This window comes from Halovalidus salilacus (assembly GCF_031852275.1).
GTDB classification, from domain to species: domain Archaea; phylum Halobacteriota; class Halobacteria; order Halobacteriales; family Natrialbaceae; genus Halovalidus; species Halovalidus salilacus.
Genome location: NZ_CP134700.1, coordinates 1,282,566 through 1,300,620, shown reverse-complemented (window position 1 = coordinate 1,300,620; position 18,055 = coordinate 1,282,566). Strand labels below are relative to the sequence as shown.

General features: G+C 66.8%; 16 protein-coding genes. 9 read left to right on the top strand and 7 right to left on the bottom strand.

Annotation, left to right across the window (positions count from 1 at the left end; genetic code table 11):
• Positions 1-116 precede the first annotated feature (116 nt).
• From RJT68_RS06450 to RJT68_RS06440, 3 genes are all read left to right on the top strand, one after another.
• Positions 117-1,517 carry a hypothetical protein gene (locus RJT68_RS06450; RefSeq protein WP_407039549.1) on the top strand — a complete coding sequence of 467 codons (1,401 nt, stop codon included), beginning with the start codon at positions 117-119 and terminating at the stop codon, positions 1,515-1,517.
• 48 nt (positions 1,518-1,565) lie between these two features.
• Positions 1,566-1,892, top strand: a complete 327-nt coding sequence (locus tag RJT68_RS06445) for a DUF7410 domain-containing protein (protein WP_407039548.1) — start codon at positions 1,566-1,568, stop codon at positions 1,890-1,892.
• A gap of 192 nt (positions 1,893-2,084) precedes the next feature.
• The gene (locus RJT68_RS06440) at positions 2,085-3,806 is read left to right on the top strand and encodes a S8 family serine peptidase (protein ID WP_407039547.1); all 1,722 of its coding nucleotides are present in this window, start codon (positions 2,085-2,087) and stop codon (positions 3,804-3,806) included.
• A gap of 293 nt (positions 3,807-4,099) precedes the next feature.
• On the opposite strand, the gene RJT68_RS06435 is transcribed toward RJT68_RS06440, so the two are convergent.
• Both RJT68_RS06435 and coxB read right to left on the bottom strand, forming a co-directional pair.
• Positions 4,100-6,577 carry a cbb3-type cytochrome c oxidase subunit I gene (locus tag RJT68_RS06435; protein ID WP_407039546.1) on the bottom strand — a complete coding sequence of 826 codons (2,478 nt, stop codon included), beginning with the start codon at positions 6,575-6,577 and terminating at the stop codon, positions 4,100-4,102.
• A 113-nt stretch (positions 6,578-6,690) separates the two neighbouring features.
• The gene (gene coxB, locus RJT68_RS06430; protein ID WP_407039545.1) at positions 6,691-7,467 is read right to left on the bottom strand and encodes a cytochrome c oxidase subunit II; all 777 of its coding nucleotides are present in this window, start codon (positions 7,465-7,467) and stop codon (positions 6,691-6,693) included.
• 348 nt (positions 7,468-7,815) lie between these two features.
• Here coxB and RJT68_RS06425 point away from each other — a divergent pair, with 348 nt between their 5' ends.
• Positions 7,816-8,424, top strand: a complete 609-nt coding sequence (locus RJT68_RS06425; protein ID WP_407039544.1) for a toll/interleukin-1 receptor domain-containing protein — start codon at positions 7,816-7,818, stop codon at positions 8,422-8,424.
• Here the strand turns inward: RJT68_RS06425 and RJT68_RS06420 are convergent, their stop codons facing one another.
• Positions 8,425-9,087 (bottom strand): J domain-containing protein, encoded by a 663-nt coding sequence (locus tag RJT68_RS06420; RefSeq protein WP_407039543.1) that lies wholly within the window; start codon positions 9,085-9,087, stop codon positions 8,425-8,427.
• A gap of 254 nt (positions 9,088-9,341) precedes the next feature.
• Between RJT68_RS06420 and RJT68_RS06415 the strand changes: the two genes are divergently transcribed.
• Together RJT68_RS06415 and RJT68_RS06410 are read left to right on the top strand one after the other, a co-directional pair.
• A complete protein-coding gene (locus tag RJT68_RS06415) occupies positions 9,342-9,764 on the top strand; it encodes a DUF3054 domain-containing protein (protein WP_407039542.1) in 423 nt (140 codons plus the stop codon).
• 391 nt (positions 9,765-10,155) lie between these two features.
• Positions 10,156-10,371: a hypothetical protein gene (locus RJT68_RS06410; RefSeq protein WP_407039541.1), complete on the top strand. Its 216-nt coding sequence runs from the start codon at positions 10,156-10,158 to the stop codon at positions 10,369-10,371.
• A gap of 254 nt (positions 10,372-10,625) precedes the next feature.
• Here the strand turns inward: RJT68_RS06410 and RJT68_RS06405 are convergent, their stop codons facing one another.
• Positions 10,626-12,056 carry a zinc ribbon domain-containing protein gene (locus RJT68_RS06405; protein ID WP_407039540.1) on the bottom strand — a complete coding sequence of 477 codons (1,431 nt, stop codon included), beginning with the start codon at positions 12,054-12,056 and terminating at the stop codon, positions 10,626-10,628.
• Entirely contained in the window at positions 12,053-13,231 is a 1,179-nt protein-coding gene (locus RJT68_RS06400) for a thiolase domain-containing protein (protein WP_407039539.1), read from the bottom strand. Before RJT68_RS06400 ends, RJT68_RS06405 begins: the two co-directional genes overlap by 4 nt.
• Before the next feature lie 180 nt (positions 13,232-13,411).
• Here RJT68_RS06400 and RJT68_RS06395 point away from each other — a divergent pair, with 180 nt between their 5' ends.
• Both RJT68_RS06395 and RJT68_RS06390 read left to right on the top strand, forming a co-directional pair.
• A complete protein-coding gene (locus tag RJT68_RS06395; RefSeq protein WP_407039538.1) occupies positions 13,412-14,425 on the top strand; it encodes a DHH family phosphoesterase in 1,014 nt (337 codons plus the stop codon).
• Positions 14,426-14,585: 160 nt separating this feature from the next.
• Positions 14,586-15,281, top strand: a complete 696-nt coding sequence (locus RJT68_RS06390) for a type 1 glutamine amidotransferase domain-containing protein (RefSeq protein WP_407039537.1) — start codon at positions 14,586-14,588, stop codon at positions 15,279-15,281.
• 47 nt (positions 15,282-15,328) lie between these two features.
• On the opposite strand, the gene RJT68_RS06385 is transcribed toward RJT68_RS06390, so the two are convergent.
• The gene (locus RJT68_RS06385) at positions 15,329-15,679 is read right to left on the bottom strand and encodes a hypothetical protein (RefSeq protein ID WP_407039536.1); all 351 of its coding nucleotides are present in this window, start codon (positions 15,677-15,679) and stop codon (positions 15,329-15,331) included.
• 192 nt (positions 15,680-15,871) lie between these two features.
• On the bottom strand, positions 15,872-16,456 hold the full coding sequence (locus tag RJT68_RS06380; protein ID WP_407039535.1) for an SHOCT domain-containing protein: 585 nt from the start codon (positions 16,454-16,456) through the stop codon (positions 15,872-15,874).
• 157 nt (positions 16,457-16,613) lie between these two features.
• Between RJT68_RS06380 and RJT68_RS06375 the strand changes: the two genes are divergently transcribed.
• Entirely contained in the window at positions 16,614-17,978 is a 1,365-nt protein-coding gene (locus tag RJT68_RS06375) for an MFS transporter (RefSeq protein WP_407039534.1), read from the top strand.
• Positions 17,979-18,055 lie beyond the last annotated feature (77 nt).

Below are 18,055 nucleotides of genomic sequence, written 5' to 3'. Positions count from 1 at the left end.
GGTTCGTATTCTTGCAGACGATCCACTTATACCTTCCTCATGACGTTCGCCGACGTTCGGCGGGTCGACGCGGCGAGAGCGACACGTAATTCAATCCGGAGCCGAACACATCGATAATGAGCCCTCGTTCGGCAGCGGTCCAGCGGGCGGCGCTCGCCACCGCGTTCGGCCTCTGGATCTGCTCGACGGGCGTCGGGGTCGCCGCCGCCAGCAACGTCGCCACCGGTCTCGCGCAGTCGGGTGACGTGACGGTTCCGACGTGGCTCTACCTCGCGACCGGCGGTGGAATCGTCGGCGCCTCGGCGCTGTTGACGATGCTCGTCACCGACCGGACGGTCATCGACGAGTACCACGAGCGGTCGATCGACCTCGCCGCCGATCGCCTCGTCGGCGCCGCCTCCCTCCTGCTGGGAACGATCGGCGTGCTCGGACTGGCGTTCGTCGTCGCCGTCGGGTTCCTCGGACCGGCACTCGGCAACGTCAGCGCGGCCGTGTTGGTGACGTTCGTCGGCGTGCGAGCCCTCCTGACGGTCGGCGCCTACGCGATCGGGAACCCCTGGACCGCGCTCGACCCCTGGCGACGGATCGCGGCCGTCCTCCCGGACGGGTACACCTCCTACCCCTCCCACCTCGAGTCCTGGCCGGCCGTGGCCGCCCTGATCGTGCTGATCTGGCTCGAGGTCGTCCTCCCGGTTACCTCGAACGCGCGCGCGTTAGCCGCGGTGGTGCTCGGATACTCCGTCTTCACGATCGCGAGCGCGGCGGCGTTCGGTGCAACGACGTGGTTCCGTCGCGGCGATCCGATCGCCGTCTGGTTCCGGCTCTACGGTGCCGTCGCGCCGATCCAGCGGACCGACGACGGTCTCGCCGTTCGGATCCCAGGAGCACGCCTCGGCGACGACGACGTCGTGACTGACCGGTCGCAGGTCGCGTTCGTCCTGACGCTGGTCTGGGAACTGACCTACAGCGGGTTCATCGTCACTCCGCCCGGCGCGCGGACGATCGAAGTGCTGGTGGGAGTCGGCCTCCCGCCGCAACTCGTCTACCTCCTCCTGCTCGTCGCCGGGTTCGTCGCCTTCTGGAAGGCGTTCTGGCTCGCCGCGGAGTACACGCGCGCGCGTGCGGAAACGTTTATTTCGAGTCGGTACCTCGGGCTCCGGTTCGCCGCGCCGCTGCTGGCCATCGCAGCGGGCTACCACCTCGCCCACTACGCCGGCTTCACCGTCTCGCTGTGGCCGTCGCTGCTCGAGACGGCGGTGATGCCGTTGAACCCGCCTCCGAATCCGACCCGGTACGTCCTCCCCTCGTGGTTCAGTTACGTCGAGATCGCCGCGGTCCTCCTCGGGCACGTCCTCGCGGTCTGGGTCTCCCACACCGTCTCGTTCGAACTGTTCCCCGGGAAACTCCAGGCGATCCGGAGCCAGTACCCGTTCGTCGTCGTGATGATCTTCTTCACGATGGTGAGCCTCTACCTCGTCTCGCTACCGACGACGTCGCCGCCGTACGTACCGAGTTGACCGCGGAAACCGGTACGCACTTGACCGTCCCGGCGCAACGCCCGATACATGCGCGGATCGACGACCGCCGACGCCGCCGACGCGCGTCCGGACCTGCCTTCGGCCGCCGTCCCCGGCGTGGAGTACGACGTCCCCCCGGACGAGGACCCGACGGTCTGTCCGTACTGCGGCCGTCCGTTCCGATCCGAGCGCTACGCGGCGTTCCACCTCGGCCTCGAGCACCCGGCGGAGTGTTCGGCCGACGAGCGCGAGGCCTACGAGGAGGCGCGCGACGACGAGTCGTTCGAACTGTTCACGTTCCACGTCAAGGCGGCCGTCACCGTCTTCCTCGTCTACTTTCTGTTCACGTTCACCTACGCCCTCGTCTGGGCCTGATCGTCGTTCTCCCGACCGACCGCCGGGACTCGAGCGGCGGGCCCGCGACCGAGTTCCGGTCGTTCGAATCGCCTCGACGACCCATTCGATACCCAGAACGTCTTTATCCGCCGACTGTCCAGCTATCGTATCGTGTGGTCTCGCCCCAGATCCCCGCTCCTGGACCGGTCGCATCTCGGCTCGACTTTTGTCGTGCTCTCGCTCGTCGTCGCGACGGTCTGCGCCACCGCGGCCGCGCCGGCTCTCGCGGCCGAACCGGCGTCGGCGCCCACGGATCGGCCCGATCACGTCCCCGCTGACGAGCGGTTCACCGTCTCTCCGACCGTCGACGGCGGGACGGGCGAACCCGCCTCGGCCTATCGCCTCCGCGGTGCGAACGGGACCGATTCGACGGCCGTCGACGACGACCTCGAGTCAGCTACCGGAACAGTCGAGGTGGTCGTCCGGTTGGAGGACGCCAACCTCCGCCCGTCGACCGACGAAACGGACGCGGAAGCGACACTCGAGGAGCACGCGAACGCCACGCAAGAGCCGCTTCGGACCTACGCCGAGGAGACCCCCGGGGTCGACCTCGAGACGACGTTCTGGCTGTCGAACGCCGTCGTGCTCGAGATCGACGCCGGCGCCGTCGATCCGTCGTCGTTCGACCGCTTCGAGAACGTCACCGCGATCCACGAGAACTTCGAGATCGACGTCCCCGAGCCGCCCGACACGGAGACGTACCGATCGGACGGAGGGGAACGGAACGGGGAGAAACTCGGGGCCGTCGACGGCGACGCGGTCGGCGGGACCACAGCGCCCGAGTCCGGACGCCCCGTGACCACCGGCGCGATCTCGTTCATCCGCGTACCGACCATCTGGGAGACCTACGACACGCGCGGGGCGGGCGCTCGCGTCGCCGTCCTCGACACGGGGATCGACGTCGATCACCCGGACCTCGAGTTGCACACCGACGACCCGTCGGATCCGACCTATCCGGGCGGCTGGGCGGAGTTCGACGGCCTCGGCGATCGGGTCGAGGGATCGACGCCGCACGACACCGGAACCCACGGGACGCACGTGAGCGGGACGGTGGCGGGCGGGAACGCCAGCGGCACGTCCGTCGGCGTCGCCCCCGAAGCCGAGTTGCTCCACGGACTCGTCCTCACCGAGGACGGCGGAACGTTCGCCCAGCTCGTCGCCGGCATGGAGTGGGCGGTCGCCGAGGAAGCGGACGTGATCAGCACGAGCCTCGGCGCGTCGGGTCGACACGACCGGTTGATCGAACCCGTGACGAACGCCGAATCCGCCGGCGTATCGGTCGTCGCGGCCGTCGGGAACGAGGGCCCCGAGACGTCGGGATCGCCCTCGAACGTCTACGACGCCGTCGCCGTCGGCGCGGTGGACGAGTCCGGCGCCGTTCCCTCCTTTTCCGGCGGGGACGAGATCAACGCGAGCGAGTGGACGACCGCCCCCGAGACGTGGCCGGAACGCTACGTCGTTCCCACCGTCGTCGCACCGGGCGTCGACGTCGTGAGCACCGTTCCGGGCGGCGGCTACGAGGCCCTGCCCGGCACGTCGATGGCCACGCCGCACGTCGCCGGTACCGTCGCGCTGCTGTCGACCATCGATCCCGACGCGACGCCGGCGGAGGTGAGGGCGGCGCTGACAGAAACCGCCTGGAAGCCGGCCGGTACCCCCGTCGCATCCGATACGCGCTACGGCGCCGGCATCGTCGACGCGGCCGGCGCCGCCGATCGACTCGCCGACGATCGTCGGAACGTCTCCACGCGTTCGGAGACGGACGCGCGCTCGAGCGACCGGGGGTTCCGCTCCTCCGAAGCGGTCGCCGGAACGGTCGTCCTCGCCGTCATCGTCGTCGCGACGCTCGTCGCCGCGACGTTCGAACGCGGCGGCCGCGGACGCGACGAGTGAATTCGAGGTCGCTATCCCGTTTCCCTCGTTCTCTCTGTTTCCCTCCCCGAATCGTCGCTCGAGGCACCGCTCGAACGGGGAGTGGCTCCGCTCGAGTCACGGGACACGAGTCATGAGTCGCGTCCCACCTCGACGGTCGGACCGCGGCACGAGCCGAGACGAAGTGGCGCAACCGTGAACGCCAGAGCGTCGGTGGACGGGGTGCGCTCTCGAGGCTGCGCGAGCGCGCGGACGACTGGAAAACGAACGCGATTCTCGAGTCGAGAACGCCGGTGGGGAACACCGGTGGGCCGCTACATCAGGTAGAACAGCGGGAAGAGGACGACCCACACGATGTCGACGAAGTGCCAGTAGAGGCCGAAGTACTCGACCGGACGGCTATCCTCGAGGTAGGCGTCGACGCTCACGATCCGGTAGATCATGAACGCGGCGACGATCAGCCCGAGCAGCACGTGCAGCGCGTGCAGGCCGGTCGTCACGAAGTAGATCGAGTACTCGACGCCGCTGAACCAGTAGTGGCCGTCGCCGATCTTCGTGCTGTATTCGATTGCCTTCACGCCCATGAACAGGAGGCCGAGCGCGAGCGTCGCACCCATCGTGGCGAGCAGCCCGCGCTTGTTCTTCCGTTCGGCCATGACGAGCGCCAGGATGACCGTGAAGCTCGAGGTGAGCAGGACGTAGGTGTTGAACAGGCCGTGGAACGTCATGGCGTCGATGTGCCACTCGTTCCACCCGACGTTGAGGCGCATGAAGATCAACGCCCCGATCGCGGCGCCGAAGACCACGACGTCGGAGGCCAGGAACACCCAGACGCCGAGCTTCGTGTTGTCGACGCCCTCGAACGGCCAGCGCTCGGCGACCGCCGCCTCCGGCGCGTCGAACTGTTCGACGCCGAACTTGAACAGCGTGACCGCGAGGATCGCGAGTCCGAGCCCGACGAGGGCCGGATAGACGACGTTCGGCTCTATCATTCCGGAGTCGTTCAGCGCGACGGAACCCTCGTACTTCGGTTCGACGTAATCGAAGACGTACGGGGTCAACCCGCTCAGGCCGAGGAACAACGTGAACGTTCCCAGTCCGATGCCGAACGGCCAGATGCTGGCGTGGTCGGCGTGTTCCTCCTCGTGGTGGGTCGTCGCGACGTCGGCCTCCGTGGCGACGCCGCCGTCGGTGGCGGTTTGCGAGTCGTCGACGAACTCGAGGCGGCCGCTCGAGTACGACGGGCGGCCGGTCCAGTTGTCGAGCGGCGGCGGCGAGGGGATCGCCCACTCGGCCGTCCGCGAGTACTTCCAGGGGTTGTCCGGCGCTCGCGGCCCCTTCACGAGGCTGTGAGCGAGCGTGGCGAACAGCATCAGGAACGACGCGCCGAGGACGAACGCCCCGACGGTGGCGATCTGGTGGAAGATCTCCATGCTCTCGCCGTAATCGAAGACGCGCCGCGGCGTCTCCCAGGCCAGGAACATCGGGAAGTACAGCAGGTTGAACCCGATGAAGTAGACGGCGAAGTTGAGCTTTCCGAGCGTCTCGGAGTACATCTTGCCGGTGATCTTCGGCCACCAGTAGTAGAGGCCGCCGACAAGTGCGGTGACCCCGGAGACCATCACGTAGTGGAAGTGGGCGACGACCCAGTAGGTGCCCCGGAACTCGTAGTCGAGGACGACCGCGCCGAGGAAGACCCCGGTGATGCCGCCGAGGATGAACAGCACGAGCGCGCCCAGCGAGAACAGGAACGGCGTCGTGAACCGAACCCGTCCCTTGACCATCGTGTAGATGAGCGCGAAGACCATCAGGTCGAACGGCAGCGAGATACCGATGGTCGTCGCCATCATCAGCGTCTTGATCTCGAGGTTGATGGTCGTCAGGAACATGTGGTGCATCCAGACGAGGAACGACTGGACGGCCACGAGGACCATCGCGATGATGACCCACTTGCGGCCGACGAGTCGCCGGCCGGTGAACGTCTGGAACGTCTCGAACATGATCCCCAGCGCGGGGAAGAAGACGATGTACACCTCGGGGTGGCCGAAGAACCAGAAGATGTGCCCCCACAGCAGGCTCGAGCCGTCGCCGGACCCGAAGTACTGCGTGAGGAAGGTGCGGTCGATGGCCAGCAGCAACAGCGCCGCGAGCAGCGCCGCGAAGGCGAACAGCATCATCCACACGGTCAACAGCCACGACCAGGTGAACATCGGCATGTTCCACAGGCCCATCCCCTCCGCGCGCGATCGGTGGATCGTCACGAGGAAGTTGATCGTCCCGAGCGTGATCGAGAGCGTGAACAGCAGCAAGGCGAAGATGGTCGCGTTACTGCCGATCGTCGCGGCGACCGTTCCCGGCGAGTACACCGGGACGTTCAGGGGGGCGTACATCGTCCAGCCGCCCTCGAACGACCCGCCGAGGAAGAACGAGCCGCCGACGAGGATTCCCGAGAACAGGTAGAACCAGTAGCTCAGCGCGTTCAGTCGCGGGAACGCGAGGTCCTTGGCTCCGATCTGGAGCGGAACGAAGTAGTTCGCGAAGCCGGACGCGAACGGTGACAGGAACCAGAAAACCATCAACAGGCCGTGGAGGCTGACCGACTGGTTGTACTGGCTGTCGGAGAGGAGTCCGGTGCCACCGGCTTCCCACAGGTGGGTGCGGAACACCAGCGCGAGGACGCCGCCGAAGACGAGAAAGAACAGCGCCGTCGCGAGGTAGAGGACGCCCACGTCCTTGTGGTTCGTCGTGACCAGCCACCGCTTGAGCGATCGTTTCGGGGGCAGGTCACCCATCAGTTCTCACCTCCGTCGGACTCGTTGTCCGAGTCGTCGATATCGTTTCCGTCGCTGTCGTCGGATTCGTTGGCTGACTCATCGATCTCTTCGCCGTCTGCGTGTTCATCGCGCTATTCATCCTCCTCCTCCTCTTCTTCCTCCTCTTCTTGTTCCTCGAGGTACGCTTCGAACTCGTCCGGGTCGGAGTCGAGGTCGACTTCACCCTCGTCGTAGGCGGAGACGAAGTCGCCCCTCGCCTCCTCCTCTTCGATGACGTCGTACAGATCGCCGTCGACGACGATGAGGGTCCCCTCCATGCCGGAGTGGCCGGGGCCGCAGAGTTCGAAGCACTCGATCAGGTACTCGCCGGTCTCGTCGGCTTCGAACCAGGTTTCGTCGTACTCGCCCGGGATCGCGTCGGCTTTCACGCGTTGCTCGCTTATACCGAACGTGTGCCAGACGTCCCCTTCTCTCCCCGTCACGTTGAGCCAGACGGTCTCGTCGGCCGGAACGACGAGGTCGTTGGAGCCGGTCTCGCCGTCGTCGTACTCGAACATCCAGCTGAACGACGAACCGGTGACGTCGACCTCCACGGCGTCTTCGCCCGGGCCGCCCCCGTCGGACGGACTCTCGACGTACAGGAGCATGCCGTACGTCCAGAGGACGAGCGAGATGACGATGATCGCGCTCAGGCCGAACGAGACGAACAGCTTCTTTCCGCCCTCTCCACCTGTCGGTAGCTCCCCGACGGACGGCAGGCCCGCGTCGGCTTCTCGATCGTCGCTGTCACGATACTTGTACGCGTTGTACAACGTATACGCGATGACGACGATGCCGACGAGCGTGCCCAGCGCGAGGAAGTAGAGGAAAATCTCCTCGAATACGTCCACGCGCGTATCCGTCTGCATCAGGGTTTGAAGTGGGATAGTAATTGTTGTCACCTCTTTTTGAATACCGGTATATGTCGGAGTCTGATTCCCGGGGGCACTTATGCATTTGGAAATCCCCGCGTTCACTCCCGCGTTACCCGCCGATGAATCGGTTTTCGGACGCGCGCTTCTCCGGTAAATCCGATCACGTTCGGGACGTCCGTTGGAGGCGGGGGACGATCGGCCGACTGCCCTGTAGGTATTGCACCTCTCGCATACCAGGCGGCGGGGAGCCCCGAGTTTGTACGGGAACGAACAGTTGTAATTATCCGTTCATTCATAGGTAGATTAATGCTCGTACGGAATTATAGCCGTGATAGAAAGCAGATGACCGGAGAGCAGGTGTTCGTTTCCCACGCGCCGACGGACCTGGGTCTCGTTCAGGAGCTCTTCTCGACGGTCAAGAACTTCCCCTTCGGCGTTCACGTCGCGCTCGAGGAGGTCGAATCCGGTCGATCGAGAAAGCGCCTCGAAGGGCGCCTCGCCAACAGCGACGTCGTCGTGGCGGTGCTGACCGAACGGGCCGCGAACAGTACGTGGATCAACCAGGAGGTCGGCTACGCGCTCGCGAAGGGGATTCCGGTGTTGCCGATGTACGAGTCCGAGGACGTCCGGGGCGGATTCATCACCGACGTCGAGGGCGTTCAGATCGACCGCGAGAACCCGTCGGTGACGATCTTCAACCTTCTCTGCCGGCTGCGCGGCGAACTCGCCCCGCTCGGCGCCCTGTCCGTTCCGAACTGGTACGTCCGGTTTCCGTGTACCGTTCCCGACTGCGGGCACCCGGTCACCCTCGACATCGACAAGGGACAGACGAAGCTCTGGAAACTCCACAAGCACGGACAGGCGCTCGAGGCGACGTGTCGCGTCTGCGAATCACGGTACTACTTCGATCCCGCGACGATCGGATTCATCCGTCGAGAAGAGCCGCGGTAGTCACGACAGTCGGTCGTAGGCTTCTTTGACGAGTTTGAACGCCGATCGACTGCCACCCTTGCGGTCGGGGTGGGCGTGTTTGATCTGGACGAGGAACGCCTCCCGTATCTCCTCCGCCGGCGCGTCCTCGTCGACGTCGAGGATCTCCCGGGCCCGCGTCTCGCGCAGTTCGACGTCCTTGATGACACCGTTTTCCTCGGCGCGCTCCTTACACGGCGGGCAGAGTTTCTCGGTTCGATCGTCGATCGTGGTGACGACGAACCGCTCCGCGGCGGTCCACTCGTTGCACTGCGTACAGAGGTTGGTCGCCTCGGGTTCGTCCGCTCGAGCTGACGGATCGACGCCGTCGTACTCGCCGACCGGTCCGCCGTCCTTGCCGGGAACTTCGTGCCGACACGATTCACAACAGGAGACGACGGTTCCGTCGGGGAGGACGACGTCTTCGAGGTCGTCCGCGAGGAGCTCCCGTGTACAGCCGTCGCAGGTGTCCCGTCGCTGGTCGAGCGAGGTCTGTTTTCTCGCGGCCTCCCTGGCGTGTGGCGCGCACGTTGGACAGCAGGCGACGGGTTCGCCGTTGGGCATCGTCACCGTCGTCAACTCGTCGACGAGGACGTAGCGGCCGCACCCCTCACAGCCCTCGCGCCGATCATCGACTGCTGCCATCGCGTGGGAATATGTATTCTTCCTATATCAGTCCTGTCGTATCGAGTGGTAGTCTGGCTGAGAGAAACCGATCGCCCCGGGCGGGCGTCTCGTCGTGTTCCGGTGGCCGAGACGACCGATTCTGGACGTTCAGTTGAACGAAAACGCGTCTCCGAACCGGCCGGCGGGTCCGGTTCTCGAGAGCGGGAACAGCCTTCACGCCCGACGGAAACCGGAACCGAGAGAACAATGGTGATCTGGCCGTCAGTCACCGTATGGACACGACAACATCGGCGCGGCCGCGGGCGGCGACCGCCGACCGGGCGACGGCCGTCCTCGCCGCCATCGACGTCGTCGTCGTCGTCGGATTCGTCACGTTCGGACTCGTGAGCCACGGTACCTCTCCCCTGAGCGATCCGGTCCGATCGCTCGAGACGGTAGCCCCGTTTCTCTTCGGGTGGCTCGTCGCGTCGGGGCTCGCGGGCGTTTACGCGCGAGACGTCTACACGTCGCCGAAGCGGACGGCCCGGCTGACGGCCGTCGCGTGGATCGCGGCGGCGAACGTCGGCTTGATCCTCAGAACGTCCCCGGTGTTCGATCAGACCGCCGTGTTCCCGTTCAATCTCGTCATAACCGGATTCGGTCTCCTGTTCTTGCTCTGCTGGCGCGTCGCGTACGCGCTGTACGCGTCGAACTGACCCGTCGAACGCGTGTTTCTCCACTCGAGCGAACCCCTCTCAGCGGTCGACCCGTTTCTCACCGCACGGCGGTCGTCGCGAGTTACCGTCGTGTGGCGCTTCGGCGACCGTCCCTTCGAGGAGCGGACCGTCTCGTCCGACGATCTGTCGGTGAACGTAACCGTATCGCCGCACCGATCCTCCAGGAACGATGGTCGCTCATCGGTCAAATTCCGGGCTCGTAAACGGTCTACTCCTGATTTCGGAACAAAATTTCTCCTCCGCCGACGGGGAATAATGAAAGTATAAGTTATAGGTATGCAGTGCCGTAATTACGGGTTAGAGACAAATGCAGTATCTGGCGATTATGGGAAACGCTTATATACCTATTCCTCATACTATAGAGTAGATTATGACTGGATATTACGACATTGTTCTTGGCCTCATCCCAGTCGCACTGCTCGGCATCACCGCAGCGCTGACCGTCGTCGGCGTGGCGTTGACGACCGCGGTACCGATCGGATCGCTCGCAGCGATCGCGCTGATCGGCCACGCGATGTTCGTCAAAGCGCCGGTCACCCCGAGCGAGGAGTCCCAGCCCAACCACTCCGGAATCAACGCCGACTGAGGCCGCTTCTACGCCGATCTCCCCTTCTCCGTCCGTCTCGGGGTTCCTTCGATTCGTTCGTCTCGCTTCGGCGCGCTCCGCTCGACGTCCGCTCGATTCCTTCTCCGATCCTCGAACGCGAGTACCGACGCGTACCCGTCAACCGAGGGCCGCCCGGAGTCGAGTTCGACGGGGACGGTCACGCCTCGAGCGGCGCGTCGGGCGTCGAAAATGCGTCGATCCTCGGTCCTCGATCCTCGAACGTCGGCCGTCGGTCAGTCCGATCGTGGTCGAACCTTGAAGCCGTAGCGCGTGACGCCCTCCTGGGTGTAGATCCGCCGGATCGTCGTCTCGACCCCGTCGCCGACGGCGAACGCCCCGGGATCGGCGCCGGTCCCCATCGCGGGGACGCTCACCGTCCCGGAGCCGTCCGCCGCCTCGAGGGCGACGATCGCGGCGGCGTAGTCGCCCGACTGGGCCTGCTGTTGGGCGAACTCCGGCGGCGCACCGCCCTGGGAGATCGTCGTCACGGCTTCGATCGTTCCGTTCCCGGAGAGGCGGGCGGGTTCGAACGCCTCGAGCGAGCCACAGGCGTCGCAGGCGCCGCTCGGCGGGAAGGCGAGTGCGCCGCACTCGGGACAGCGGCCGGCCTCGAGGCGGTAGCGCTGCGGGATCGACCGTTGCCAAGTGGGGACGCTGACGTAGGCGCCGCCGCCCGCAGGCGGTCCGGACGTGACGACGCCGCGCTGGCGGAGGTACTCGGCGTAGGAGAGCGGATCGTCCCCCTCGAGGTCGAGGGCCGCCGGCACGTCGCTTCCGGCCTCGACGACCAGCGCGTCCGCCGCGGCGCCGCTCCCGTGCGAGACCGCGAGGACGGAGTCGTAGCCGTCGGCGAGCGCGCGGGCGAGCGTGACAGGCACGCTCGCCGCCCCGAGGTCGCCCAGGTCGTGCACCGTCGCGACCGACCGAATCTCCTCGGTGCCGACGCCAGCGGCGCCTGCGGCCCGATAGGGAAGCTTCCCGTCCGGGGCCTGGATCGCGGCGACCTCGGGTTCCGGGTCGGCGGCGAGGCCGTCGACCGCACCGGCGATCGTCTCGGTGAACGCCCGACGATCGTACTGGGTGATGTCGAGGCCCTCCGTCGTCTCGGACCCCGTTCGCCGGAACCGCGTACCGGGGTACGGCGCCGAGTACGACGCGCGGTCGACGAGCGACGCGGGCCCGTCCGCCTCGAGGACGAACGCGGCGGCGCCGGCGCCCGCGGCGTGGTCGACGCCGTCGTCGGGTTCGCCCCGCGGCGCGTCGGCCGCGACGACGAGTGCGGTCTCGGCGCTCCCCGACTCGAGGGCGTCCCAGGCGGCCCACAGGGCGCGCGTGCCGGCGCGGGTGCTCCCGGTGAAGACCTGCCCCGTCGCGGTATCGGCCGCGCCGATCATCGCGTCCAGGCGCGGCGTCAGGTCCGATTCTGCGAGCGGCGGTCGGGAGGTCGCGAAGCCGATCCAGTCGAGGTCGTCGGCGTCGACGTCGCCGGCCTCGAGTGCCCGCTCGGCGGCCTCGGAGGCCATGGTGAGGGCGTCCTCGTCGGCGGCCGGGACGGCCTTCTCGGAGATGCCGGCGGCCTGGAACTGACCCCAAGCGTCGGCGAACGCTTCGGACGTGATCCGGAATCGAGGCGCGTAAGCCCCGACGGCCGAAATCGCGGTCATGCGCCCACCCCCGTCTCCCTCTCGAAGATGTGGACGACCGCCGCTCCGCCGCTGCCGCCGACGTTGTGGGTCAATCCCCGAACCGCGCCCTCGACCTGGCGGTCGCCGGCCTCGCCCGAGAGCTGTTTGAACGCCTCGACGACCTGTCCGGCGCCGGTTGCGCCGATGGGGTGGCCCTTCGACTTGAGCCCGCCCGAGGTGTTCACCGGGATCTCGCCGCCGATCTCGGTCGCGCCGGATTCGATCAGGTGCCCTGCCCTGCCGCGCTCGCAGAAGCCCAGGTCCTCGTAGGCGAGCAGTTCGGCGATGGCGAAGCAGTCGTGGACCTCGGCGAAGTCGAGGTCCTCGGGCCCGACGCCGGCCATCTCGTAGGCCGCCTTCCCGGCCCGCTCGCTCGCGGGAACGCTCGTGTACGTGTCGCGCTGGAAGAGGCCCACGCTGTCGCTGCCGGCGCCGACGCCGGCGACTCGGATCGGGTCGTCGGTGAACTCGTCGACGACGTCCTCGCTAACGATCAGCGCGCAGGCGGCCCCGTCGGAGGTCGGACAGCAGTGGTAGAGGTTGAGGGGATCCGCGACGACCGGCGCCGACTGGGCGTCCTCGAGCGAGCACTCGAAGCCCAGCTGTGCGTGGGGGTTCTTCGCGCCGTTCTCGTGGTTCTTGACGGCGACGCGCGAGAGGTGTTCGCGCGTGGTCCCGTACTGCTCCATGTGGACGCTCGCCATCTGGGCGTAGACGCCGGAGAAGGTGGTTCCGGAGAGGCGCTCCCACTCGGTCTCCCCGGAGACGCCGAGCCAGTACTTGGTGGCGTCCGAGCTCGTGTCGGACATGATCTCGAAGCCGCCGGCGAGGACGACGTCCGCCATTCCCGATTTGACGGCCTGGACGGCCTGCCGGACCGCGAACCCGCTGGCCGCGCAGGCGTTCTCGACGCGCGTACAGGGGACGCCGTCGAGCCCGACGTGTTCGGTCACCGCCGGCCCCGAGAGGCCGAGCTGTCGGCCGCCGACGCCCAGCGTGCCGATTACCGCCTCGTCGACGTCGTCCGTCCCGATACCCTTCGGAACGCTTTCGCGGGCGGCCTCGAACGCCGTTCGAAACAGCGACCGGTAGCTCTCACCGGGGAACGCCCCGTAGTCCGACTGTCCAGCACCGACCAGATAGGCCCCTGGCATACGTACGAAACCGGTTTCCGATGTAAAATAAGTACCCACTCGGCGGCAGGAGCGTTGTGTCGACGTCCGGTTCAGTCAGCCGCTGTAAACGATCCGGTCTCCGTCCGTCGGTCGACGGCGGACCGCGGCCGCTACGCGGCCGGCACGGGATTCAAACGTCTCGTCGCCGTATTCCGAGCCATGTCCCGCGCGGCCGAGTTGGCCACCGCCCTCGAGGACGTCGCGTCGCTCGCGATCGTCTGCCACGATAACCCCGACCCGGACTGTCTCGCCAGCGCCCTCGCCCTGGAAACGATCGCCGACGATCGCGGCGTCGGTGACGTCGCGATCACCTACGGCGGCGAGATCTCCCACCAGCAGAACCGGGCGTTCGTCAACGTCCTCGAGATCGACGTCGAACCGCTCGAGGACGTCTCGCTCGACGCCTACGAGTCGATCGGCTTCGTCGACCACTCCCGCCCCGGGGCGAACACGGAGATACCGGCCGCCGTCGAACCGGACATCGTCGTCGATCACCACCCCGGCGAGACGGTCGACGCCGACTTCACGGACGTCCGACCCTCCTACGGCGCCACGGCGACCCTCTTCGTCGAGTACCTCGACGACCTCGAGGTTCCCTTGACGACCCGCCTCGCCTCCGCCCTGCTGTTCGCCCTCCACCGCGAACGCCTCGATTTCGTGCGCGAACCCACGAAACGCGAGTACGAGGCGGCCCTCGTCGTCTACCCGAAGGCGGACCTCGAGGCGCTCGAACGGCTCTACGGGAGCGCGTTCTCGCCGGCGACGATCGACGCCATCGGTCGGGCGATCGCCAGCCGGGAACAGCGGGGTTCCTCGCTCGTAGCGAGCGTCGGTCGGACGGTCGAAACCGACGCCCTGCCGCAGGCGGCCGACTACCTCCTCAACGTCGAAGGGGTCAACACCGTCCTCAGCTACGGGATCGTGAACGGCTCGATCCGCATGAGCGGCCGGTCGATCGATCCTCGCATCCACATGGGGGAGACGCTGCGGGACGCGTTCGGCGATCTCGGCGCCGTCGGCGGCCACCACGACATGGCAGGCGGCCGGATCGAACTCGGGTTGTTCGCCGACGAGGCCGACGACGACGAGGAACTGCTCGAGTTCGTGAGCGCTCGGCTCTCACGGCGGTTCTTCGAGGTGCTCAACCTCGACGAGGGGGCGAACGGCCTGTGACGGCCGTCGACCGCCCGATCGGAGTCGGTCGGTCGGTCAGTCGGCCTCGACCCGCGGGGTCGGCGTACGAACCGGAAAAGGGGACCGGAATCGGAGGAACCGGCGAACGAGGTGTGCCGGGCGTAGGCTTTACCCCGTCGATCGACTAGCACCGAGTACAATGACGGAAGCACTGTTCGTCGTCAGCGAGCACGGGTACTGGGGAGAAGAGTGCGTCGAACCCCTCGAGACGCTCTCGGACGCGGGCGTCGAGATCACGGTCGCGACGGTCAGCGGGCAACCGCCCCAGATCGACGAGCGGTCGGTCGATCCCGACCAGGTCGGCGAGGAGACCGCCGAGCGCATCCGGGAGGTTCACGAGAGCGACGAGCGCCTGAACGATCCGATCCCGATCGGCGAGGTCCACGCCGACGACTACGACGCCGTCGTCTTCCCCGGCGGCCACGGTACGGAGTGGGACGTCAACCAGGACAAACACGCTCGAGCGATCCTGCGCCACGTCCTCGAGCGCGACGACGACAGCAAGGCGCTCGTCGTCTGTCACGCCGTCGGCATCCTCGGCTTCGCGCGCGACAGCCAGGGCGCGTTCCTCGTCAACGGCCGCGAGGTCACCGGCTTCCCGAACGAGTGGGAGGAGGGCATCGTCGACGAGAACGACCTGATGCCCGACGGACGAAAGCTCCCCTACTGGGTCGAAGACGAGGTGAAAGCCGCCGGCGGCGAGTGGGACGCCGAACTCGACGAGGACGCGAGCGTCACCGTCGACGGAGACCTCATCACCGCCCGGGGCCCCGAGTCCTCGAGCGCAGCGGCGCAGACGCTCCTCGAGGAACTCGGCGTCGAAGTCGAGGCGTGACGACGGACACCGGTCGGTCGGCGTCCGGGGCCGACGGTCGGACGCCGTCACCCGGCCCACGGTAGGCGTCCGAAGTCGGTCGACCGCCGAAGCGCTCGTTCGAACCGGTCCAACGCACGTCGAAAACCCGACCTATCCGCGATGCTCTGGGTGCCGACGCGCCGTCGCGACGACACGACGTACTCCGAGCCCCGTTCCTCGACCAGCCCCTCGTTCGCCAGCGTCCGCAACACGCTCAGGATCGAGATTTTCTTCATCGACAGGATCTCGCTCAGATCGTCGACCGTCGCACCGTCGGCCACGTCGAGGAGCAGGTAGACCAGCTTCCCCTGCGTCGACTCGATCGTTTCAGGTATCGGATCTATCCGGCCCCGGCGAACGTGTTCTTTCACCGCCATGTTTACTCGAGTAAGCACCGTTCGGGGCCTTAAGTGTAGCTCTCAGCGGGATACATACTCTATCGACGATCCGTATGCGATTATATCCCGAACGGAGACCAGACGCGGGTCGACGGACGCCGGTCGAGGGCTGGCGACAGCATCGTCGACGACGGACGAGGAGAAACCGACGGACGTGCGCCGACTCGACGATTATCGATCCCAGAGTCGCTCGCGGTCGGGTGACCGACGTCCAGCCCCCACGGATCGACTCGACTCGCGCTCGAACGAGCGCCCCACGCCGGACGACCGATCACCCAGTTCGCGGTCGATCGACTCGGTCTCGAGGAGCAACTCCATCCGGCGCTCGAACTCGGCGTCCGTGAGTTCGCCCGCGACGTACCGGTCGCGCAAGCGTTCCGCCGGATCGTCGACCGCAGACGCAGACCCGTCGCCGTTCCCGACGAGGGGGAGTCGAGCCAGCCAGGTTCGACGGGATCGATCGGATCCTCGAGCGCCGCTCGGTTCGACTCGGCCGCGGCGTTCCTCGTTCGGCCAGTCGTCGACGTCGAAGTCGGCGCTCGAATCGCCGTTACCCGTGTCAGAAAGCAACGAAATTACGCCGACGACCGCCAGGAGGAAGACTGCGAAGATCACCACGCTCACGAGGAGTGACGCCACCGTCGCGACGATCCCCAGGACGATCCCGACGATCGTCCCGACGACGCCGAGGACGATCATCGCGAGTACCAGCGCACCGACGGCCTTCAGCAGAACGCCGGAGAGAGTTCGTCCCATGGCGTCATTCCGGCGTCTACGGGCAAAAACCTTCGTCGTCGGAACGGCGCGTCCGGCCCACACGCATTCAAATCCCTCCGATGCGTAGGCCGCGTTGAAGCCGACGGTACCGACCGAATCAGTACCCCCGAATCGGCACGAACGGAGATCCCCGACGATGAGTCAGGAACAAGTCACCGTCGAGACGGACGAATCGGGGCCGCTAGACGTCTTTCGCCAGTTCTTCGCGCTCGAGCGGGACGTGTTGGTCCTCTCGCTCGCCATGTTCGCGTTCAGCCTGGGGTTCCAGATGACCAGCCGGTTCCTCCCGGAGTACATGGTCGCCCTCGGCGCGAGCGGCTTCGTCGTCGGATTGTTCGGCACCGTCGGTAACGTCATCTCGGCCGCGTATCCGTACCCGGGTGGAGCGATCTCTGACCGCATCGGCTCGCGGTACTCCCTGACGCTGTTCGGCCTGCTATCGACCATCGGCTTCGGGGTTTGGCTCGTCGCACCTGCTCTCGGGACGTTCTCGGTCGCCGGCGTCGCGATTCCGCCCTGGATCTGGATATTCGTCGGCCTCCTGCTCGCGCAGGCCTGGAAGTCCTTCGGCCTCGGCGCGACGTTCGCGGTCGTCAAACAGGCGACCGACCCCTCGAAACTGGCGGCCGGGTTCGCCAGCACCGAGACGTTCCGCCGGACCGCCTTCTTCGTCGGCCCCGTGCTCGCGGCCGTTCTCATCGGGTTCCACCAGGAGTTCGCGGTGAGCTTTCAGTACGTCCTCGTCGTCGCGGTGGTCTTCGGAGCCGTCGGCACGGTCGTCCAGCACGTCCTCTACGATTCCAGCGAGGACACGATCGGAGACTCGTTCGGGGGCGTCGTCCAAATCCTGCGAGATCTCCGCGAGATGCCCGAGGAACTCGGACCGCTGCTCGTCGGCGACACGCTGGTTCGCTTCGCCAACGGGATGGTGTACGCGTTCTTCGTCCTCGTGATCACGCGGTTCTACGAGGTCGGCTTCGACGCGACGCTGGCCCTCGGCGGCCGCTCTTTCGCCGTCGACCTCTCGCCCGAGGCGTTCTTCGGCTACCTGCTGGGCGTGGAGATGCTGGTCGCGCTGCTCACGATGGCGCCGGCGGCCAAACTCGCCGAGCGGGTCGGGCTCAAACCGATCGTCGCGCTCGGCTTTCTCGTCTACGGCGCCTTCCCCGTCGTCCTCATCTTCGGTCCGGCGGTGCTCGACCCGATCCTCCCGCTCCAGTGGGCGATGGTGGTCCTCTTCGCGTTCTCGGGGTTGCGGTTCGCGGGGCTGCCCTCCCACAAGGCGCTGATCGTCGGCCCCGCAGAGCGGGGCGCCGGCGGGCGCGTCACCGGCACGTACTACCTCCTGCGAAACGCGATCGTCATCCCCAGCGCCGCGATCGGTGGGTACCTCTGGGAGTTCGTAAACCCCGAGACCGCCTTCACGCTCGCGGCGGTGATCGGCGTCGCGGGAACTGCCTACTTCCTCGTCTTCGGCGAGGAGTTCGACGCCTACGCGTAGGACTCGAGTATCGCCACTCGTCCTGGGGCCGCTACGCACGACCGGTCGGTGGAACCCGCTCGAGTCTCCTCCGGGAC

Bases quoted from the DNA above. Each gene is read 5' to 3' on its own strand.
- RJT68_RS06450 (WP_407039549.1), top strand. From the start codon at position 117: ATGAGCCCTCGTTCGGCAGCGGTCCAGCGGGCGGCGCTCGCCACCGCG.
- RJT68_RS06445 (WP_407039548.1), top strand. From the start codon at position 1,566: ATGCGCGGATCGACGACCGCCGACGCCGCCGACGCGCGTCCGGACCTG.
- RJT68_RS06435 (WP_407039546.1), bottom strand. From the start codon at position 6,577: ATGGGTGACCTGCCCCCGAAACGATCGCTCAAGCGGTGGCTGGTCACG.
- coxB (WP_407039545.1), bottom strand. From the start codon at position 7,467: ATGCAGACGGATACGCGCGTGGACGTATTCGAGGAGATTTTCCTCTAC.
- RJT68_RS06425 (WP_407039544.1), top strand. From the start codon at position 7,816: ATGACCGGAGAGCAGGTGTTCGTTTCCCACGCGCCGACGGACCTGGGT.
- RJT68_RS06420 (WP_407039543.1), bottom strand. From the start codon at position 9,087: ATGGCAGCAGTCGATGATCGGCGCGAGGGCTGTGAGGGGTGCGGCCGC.
- RJT68_RS06415 (WP_407039542.1), top strand. From the start codon at position 9,342: ATGGACACGACAACATCGGCGCGGCCGCGGGCGGCGACCGCCGACCGG.
- RJT68_RS06410 (WP_407039541.1), top strand. From the start codon at position 10,156: ATGACTGGATATTACGACATTGTTCTTGGCCTCATCCCAGTCGCACTG.
- RJT68_RS06405 (WP_407039540.1), bottom strand. From the start codon at position 12,056: ATGACCGCGATTTCGGCCGTCGGGGCTTACGCGCCTCGATTCCGGATC.
- RJT68_RS06400 (WP_407039539.1), bottom strand. From the start codon at position 13,231: ATGCCAGGGGCCTATCTGGTCGGTGCTGGACAGTCGGACTACGGGGCG.
- RJT68_RS06395 (WP_407039538.1), top strand. From the start codon at position 13,412: ATGTCCCGCGCGGCCGAGTTGGCCACCGCCCTCGAGGACGTCGCGTCG.
- RJT68_RS06390 (WP_407039537.1), top strand. From the start codon at position 14,586: ATGACGGAAGCACTGTTCGTCGTCAGCGAGCACGGGTACTGGGGAGAA.
- RJT68_RS06385 (WP_407039536.1), bottom strand. From the start codon at position 15,679: ATGGCGGTGAAAGAACACGTTCGCCGGGGCCGGATAGATCCGATACCT.
- RJT68_RS06380 (WP_407039535.1), bottom strand. From the start codon at position 16,456: ATGGGACGAACTCTCTCCGGCGTTCTGCTGAAGGCCGTCGGTGCGCTG.
- RJT68_RS06375 (WP_407039534.1), top strand. From the start codon at position 16,614: ATGAGTCAGGAACAAGTCACCGTCGAGACGGACGAATCGGGGCCGCTA.